The 6,641-nt window shown below is 73.3% G+C and carries 2 protein-coding genes; both read right to left on the minus strand.

Translation table 11 applies throughout. The features are described 5' to 3' along the window. The coding region (locus tag ACFVUY_RS42115) for a tetratricopeptide repeat protein (RefSeq protein WP_387737235.1) at positions 1-2,838 on the minus strand (2,838 nt) is incomplete at its 3' end. Positions 2,839-3,470: 632 nt separating this feature from the next. Beyond that, positions 3,471-6,044, minus strand: a complete 2,574-nt coding sequence (locus ACFVUY_RS42120; protein WP_387737236.1) for a Helicase associated domain protein — start codon at positions 6,042-6,044, stop codon at positions 3,471-3,473. Positions 6,045-6,641 lie beyond the last annotated feature (597 nt).

The following is a 6,641-nucleotide window of genomic DNA, read 5'->3' on the forward strand; positions in this document are numbered from 1 at the left end:
GTCCGGGTGCTGGTGGCCGAGGATGCGTTCGCGGTCGGCGAGCACCCGTTCCAGCAGGGTGATGGCCTCTTCGGTGCGCCCGGCTTGCTGGTAGGAGGTGGCGAGGTTGGCGCGGATGGTGAGGGTGTCGGGGTGCTGGTGGCCGAGGATGCGTTCGTGGTCGGCGAGCACCTGCTCCCCGATGGTGATGGCCTCTGCGGTGCGCCCGGCTTGCCGGTAGGAGGTGGCGAGGCTGGCGCGGGCGGTGAGGGTGCCCGGGTGCTGGTGGCCGAGGATGCGTTCGTGGTCGGCGAGCACCTGCTCCCCGATGGCGGTGGCCTCTGCGGTGCGCCCGGCTTGCTGGTAGGAGTGGGCGAGGTTGGCGCGGGCGCGCAGGGTGCCCGGGTGCTGGTGGCCGAGGATGCGTTCGTGGTCGGCGGCCACCTGTTCCTCGATGGCGGTGGCCTCTGCGGTGCGCCCGGCTTGTCGGTAGGAGTGGGCGAGGTTGGCGCGGGCGCGCAGGGTGCCCGGGTGCTGGTGGCCGAGGATGCGTTCGTGGTCGGCGAGCACCTGTTCCTCGATGGCGGTGGCCTCTGCGGTGCGCCCGGCTTGGTGGTAGGAGACGGCGAGGTTGGCGCGGGCGCTCAGGGTGTGGGAGTGGTCGCGGCTTAGGATCCGCTCGAGGTCGGCGAGCACCCGCTCCCCGATGGCGATGGCCTCTTCGGTGCGCCCGGCCTCGCAGTAGGCGGTGGCGAGGTTGGCGCGGGTGGGGAGGGTCCCGGGGTGGTCGCGGCCGAGGATCCGCTCGCGGTCGGCGAGGACCCGTTCCAGCAGGGTGATGGCCTCTTCGGTGCGGCCCGCCTCCTGGTAGGAGGCGGCGAGGTTGTGCCGGATGGTGAAGGTGTAGGGGTGGTCGGGGCCGAGGTGGCGTTCGGCGCCGGTGGTGAGGTGCTGCCAGTGGGTGATGGCGGCCTGGTAGAGGCCGGCCTCGAGCAGGCTGGTCCCCGCCCGGCCGAGCAGGACGTGGTCGTCAGGGTGCCAGAGGTGGTCGTCGGCGTGGGTGGTGAGGATGGTGGTGTTGGTACGCAGGGCGGCGGCGAGGGCCCGGTCGTGGTGGTCTTCGGCGGGCCAGGCTTCCAGCAGGGCGTCGGCGGCGGCGCGCACGAGGGGGCCGAGGTGTGCGCGGGCGGGTGGGGTGTCGCGGACGGCGTGCTGGACGAGACGGTGGACGCGCACCATCCCCCACCCGCCGCCGCCCTGGCCGTCGCTGGGGCGCTCCCCCTGGTCGGCGCCGGCTGAGACGGGGGTGTGGTCGAGGAGGTTGAAGCGGTGCAGCACGCGCAGCGCCTGCTGCGCGTCGTCCTCGCCGACCGGGTCCTTCGCCCGTGCGCGCCAGGGCGTCCACCACCGCCGTCCGGGCCCGCCGCCGGAGGCGTCAGGCAGTGCGGTGTGGGCGAGGCGGGTGCGGGCGGCCTTGGTGGTGAGGACGATATCGGGGATCTGGTCGGGGTCGAGAACGGCGACCAGCTCGAGCAGGGACCGGGCGAGGCCTTCGGGCCGGGTGCGGTCGGCTTGTTCGATGGAGATGTCCCACAGGGCGGCGACGGCCAGGTGCTGCTGGTCGGGCAGACCGCTCTGGTCGGGCAGGCTCTGCTGCAGGGTGCGGGCACGGTCGGCGAGCAGTGCGCGGTAGCGGTCGATGGTACGGGCGGTGTCGGTGAGGTACGCGGCGGCTTGGGCGAGCGCGATGGGCAGGTGCCCGAGGTCGTCGGCCAGCGCGGCGAGCTCGTCGTCGCTGTCGTGCAGGTGGACGCGGTCGGGGTGGTCGAGGGCGGAGCGGAGGTAGTCGAGGGACTGGGCCGGGGTGTAGACGGCGACCTGGAGGAGGGCGCGGGTGGAGGTGGTCCAGGCGGCATGGCGGCTGCGCGTGGTGACCACCGTCCGCCCCGCGGGCACCTCGGGTGGCCACAGCCCGGTCAGCGCGGCAGGGTCGGGAACGTTGTCCAGGACGATCAGCCACCGCCGCCCGCTGCCGCGCAGCCAGGCGAGGAAACCGAGGGCCGCTTCCTCGGCGTCCTGCCCGTCGTACCGGCCGGGCGCCACCTCGCGGGCGGCCTGGGCGTACGCGGCGGTGACGGCCCCGGCGGTGGTGGCGTTCACCCACACCACCAGGTCCACCGCCACCGGCCCCCGTTCCGCGATGCTGCTGGCCCCGACGGCCCCGAGGGCCCCGGCGGGGCTCACACCGTCCGGGGGTGCGGCGGGGGAAGGGCCGCTCACAGCCACCGGCCCGGGCCCTGCTGCGGCAGCCTCCGCTGTCGGGCCGCCGCCGGCCATACCAGCCGCACCTGCCTCGCCGGCTGTACCAGCCGCGGTTGCGGCAGTGAGGGATACCTGCCAGGTCTGGTGGGCATGGTAGGCGGCGAGCTGGGTCTTGCCGACACCACCGGTGCCGGTGACGACCTGCCCCAGCACCGCGGTCCTCGCACCGCCCTCGGCGAGCGAGGCCCGCAGTGCTACGGTCTCGGGGCGATGCTGGAAGTGCCCGGCCAGATTCGGGACCGGACCGAGGAACAGCGGCCATCGCACCTCCGGGGCGGGCGCCGCGTGGTGGTGGACCTGGTGGACGTTCAGGTCGCCGCCGACCCCGCCGACCTGGAACACGCTCCCGCCGACCGTGCTGCCCTCTACCCGGTTCGACACCCCGCTGGCCACGCCCCTGCCCCCGCTCCGCCCGGCCGTGCCAGTTGTACGGATGCCGCCGGGTTCGCTGTCCCCGGCCGAGCCGGGCGCGGCCGGTGCGGTGCGGCGGTCGTTCTCGGCGGGCGGCTCGGTCTCGGCACCGGGGGACGGGGTCATGGCCTGCTCCGCCGCGGGCCAACGGCCGGACGCTGGTCTCCACCGGGCCCCGCGGCTGGTTCCGCGCCCCTCACCGCCGGCGGGACCACCATCGCCCCGAGGCCCGCTTCGGCTGCCGGGTGCGGTCCAGCCGCTGGTGTCCGTGCTTCTCGACGCATCCCGCGCCCCCGCCTCGCTGTCTCGCCCCGTGCGCGGGACAGCCCCCGCGCGTGGAAGGGGATTCTCCCACCCGCCGCCCACCCGCGCAGGGCAAACACCGAACACCGAACCCGGCGCTCGGCACCCGGCGCTCGGAGCGTGTTGCCCGCACCCCGCGAGGCCGCCGGCGCTGTCGCGGCGGCCGGGGCGCCACTCCGGCAGCACCAACCGGGCCGCTGCGGTGCCGGCCGGGTTGACACACTACGGCGGCCCCAGTGCGCGGCCGTCCGCCAGGAGCCGAGTCAGCCTCCCGGCGACCTGGTCCCGCCGCTGCCTCCGACCACCCCGGTGGCGCCAGCCCGGCAGCGGCGCCGCAGACAGGCTCCCGGCGGCTGGCACACAGCCGGGACCCGCGGCCGCAGCAGACCCCCCGCCCCGGGCGCAGGCGGAAGAGCCTCGCAGGGCTTCGGGGACCCCCGGCACCCGGGGCCCGCCTACGCCCACTCGACGCCGTGTTCGGCGAGCTGTGCGAGCTGGCCCGGGGTCAGCTTCGCCCGGCGTGCCTTCTGGTTGTTGAGCCACGTGCCCAGCGCGAAGTGCGACACCACCACCTGCTCCTCGCCACCGGGGCCGGCCTCCACGGCCTCCACCGGCTCCTTGTGCGGGCGGGGCACCCGGGGATGCTGCTCCCGCTCGACGAACGCGGCCAGCGCCGCCAGGCCCTGCTGGAACCGGTCCACCCGGGAGACCTTCGGCTTTGCCGCGGCTGCCGCCCGCGCGGCGGCGAGCTCCTGGTCCTCCTCGATGCCGAGCGCCGTCAGCAGGTCCTGCTGCTCCTGGTCGAGCTCGGCCCACCCGGCCCGCTGCGCCCGCACCCACCGGCCGAGCGTCTCGCCCTCGAACTCGGTCTCCACCGGCAGCTGCGCCCAGTCGACCCGACCATCGGACTCCAGCCACCACTGCCGGGCCACCGCGTAGGAGCGCTGCCAGGTGATCGGCCACCGCGGGCACCACCACGGGTCGATCTCCTCCAGCGCCGCCCGCCGCTCAGGGGCGAGCGCGCCGGGCTCGCCCTCGGGCACCTCGGCGGCGACCCGAAGGCCGGCGAGCCAGGCCCCGATCGCGTACCCGCCGACCGCCGCCCGCGCCGGCGCCGCCAGGGACCCGCCGTGCTCCTTCGCCCAGACCCGCGCCCAGTCGAGGCCGGCCTCGAACCGCGCGTCCGACACGGACCAGATCATGCCCAGCGCGTCGAGCATGTCGACCCGGTGGCGCGCCAATTCGCCGTTCGCGAATTCCACCCGGCGCTGTGCCAGCCATTCTCCGAGCCGAAAATTCTCGTTCTCACCGACCCGCGTGGACCACGGAACATCCAGTCCACCGGTCTCCTCGAACCAATTCCGGCAGTGCCCGATCCCCTCACGCCAGAGCTGATTCTCACCCGTCAGCACGCGAGTCGAGATGAACAGCGCCAGCACGTCCGAGCCGACCGGCGACTGGAACCGCACCGGCAGCGAGAACGACGGCGAACCCTCACTCACACCCGGCGCGACCTGTGCTTCAGCGCTGCGCCCGGTGGTCCGCTTGCCCGACTTCTGGGGCACGGCCAGGGACTCGACCACCCGCGCGTCGTGCGACCGGATCGCACTGAGAATCTTGACCAGCGGCCCGTACGAGTCCGACTCCAGAATGTCCCCGGGCTCCTCGCCGGGCTGCAGGAAGACCGGCACGATCAGACTCGCAGTCTTTCCCTCGCCCGGCTTCATCCGCAGGGCCCGGCCGATGGCCTGGACGATATCCACCATGCTGCCCCGGCCCTGGAGAAGCACCGCGTCCGCATTCGGAATATCGACGCCTTCGCCGAGCACCTTGCAGTTCGACAGGACGGCATGTTCCAGTCCCTCGTCCTCCTCGGCGGTTCCGAAGTCCCGGATGGTCTCCTTGCGGAAATCCACCTCGTGCTCACCGGAAAGCCACTGAGCCCAGAACTCCTCCGGGTACTTCGCCGGGTTCTCGGCGTGCAGCCGGTCAACGGCCTGGTTCAGCGTCTCCGAGAAATACCTGGCCTCGATCGTCCGGTTGTGGAACGTGATGACCCGCCTCAGCCTCCGCTCCACGATCGTCTTGGCCAGCCCGGCCTGGATGGCCGCGATCCGCTCGGCCGGCACCTGGTCGTCCTCGCCGTCCTCGGCCTCACCCACCCCCGGCCCCCACGGCACCGGCTGCCGCTCCGCCGCCGTCCGGTCCGCGCCCGGGTCCCGCAGCTCCAGCACCACCACCTCGAACGGCGCCAACAGCTTGCGGTCGATCGCCTCCGCCAGGCCCAGGGACACCACCTGACGCCCGTAGACCTGCTGGTCGTCCATCGACACCGCCAACTCCTCCGGCAGCGGCTGGTGCGCCCCCTCACGCTGCCGCGCGCGGGCCTTCGGCGGCGCCCAGATCCGCGGCGTCGCTGTCATGTAGAGCCGCCGCAGCGCCGGGATGCGGTCGTTGTCGTGGACGACCGTCCAGGTCTTCTCCGCGTGGCCGGAGGAGCGGTGCGCCTCGTCGCAGACCATCAGGTCCAGCGGCGGCAGCGCCTGGCCGCGCTCGGCGTAGTACTCGTAGGCGTCCTCGACGGCCCCCACCGAGGCGTAGGTGGCGAACAGGGTCAGCGGCCGGCGCCTGCGGGCGGCCTGCTCGATCCACCACCCGATCTGCCGCCCGCCGGTGCTCGCATGGACGCCGAACGGCAGCTCGCCCACGGCCAGCGAGCACACCGCGTGCATCTCCCCGGCCCGCCCACCCCGGCGCCACTCCCGGATCATCTGCACCAGCAGGTCCAGCGTGGGCACCACGACCAGGACCACGCCGCGGGGCGCCAGCCGTTGCCCGGCCGCCGCCCCCACGAACGACTTGCCCGAGCCCGTGGCCATCTGCGCGGTCACCCGCAGCCCCGCCGGCGCACTCTGCCCCGGACGCAGCGTCAGGCCCCGCACGATCGCCTCCAGCGCCTCCACCTGGTGGTGGCGAAGCGTGATCTCCTCGGGCCCCTGATCCTCCGCCAGGAAAGTCTCCACGCTCACAGAAATGTTCTCCCTCGAATGCCCCCAGGCCGGACCCGGGATCTGACAAGAACTGCTGACAGTGCGTTTCTGATACATTCACCGGCCGGGCCGAGAGGCCAGAAAGGACGGGAATCAAAATCAATGTGCGGGCGGATTGCGGTAGCCTATCAGTCAGCCCGGAGAAAAACCGGGAAACCCCGGAACTGTCGAGGGCGGACCCCGCATCCGGCAAGGTTTCCTGACAGAGGCCAACTGATACACTGGTCACCGTTGCTCACCCTCCGAGGGTAGCGCACCCCAGCCTCACCCGGGGCCGAAATATTGGCCTGGACCACGGTCTAGACCAACCTGAGAGAAGCGAAGCCGACCCGCACACGCCCCCCCCCTCGGGGCCACCCTCCCCCAGTCAGCCCGTCGTGAGTTCAGCCAAAATCCCAGTTCAACCATGTGAACGGGCATCAGCCCACCGGCGCCATGGAGCGAAGCGGAGTGGTGCCGGCCAAGGCGCGAAGCGCCGGGCCCACCCGGGCGAAGCCCGGGTGCGGACACGCGGAGCGGGTCCGCCGCCTGACCGAAGGTCAGGCGCGAACGGAGGGCCAAAGGCCCGTAGGGACC

The sequence above is a fragment of the Kitasatospora sp. NPDC058063 genome, assembly GCF_042885395.1.
GTDB lineage: Bacteria > Actinomycetota > Actinomycetes > Streptomycetales > Streptomycetaceae > Kitasatospora > Kitasatospora lactacystinica.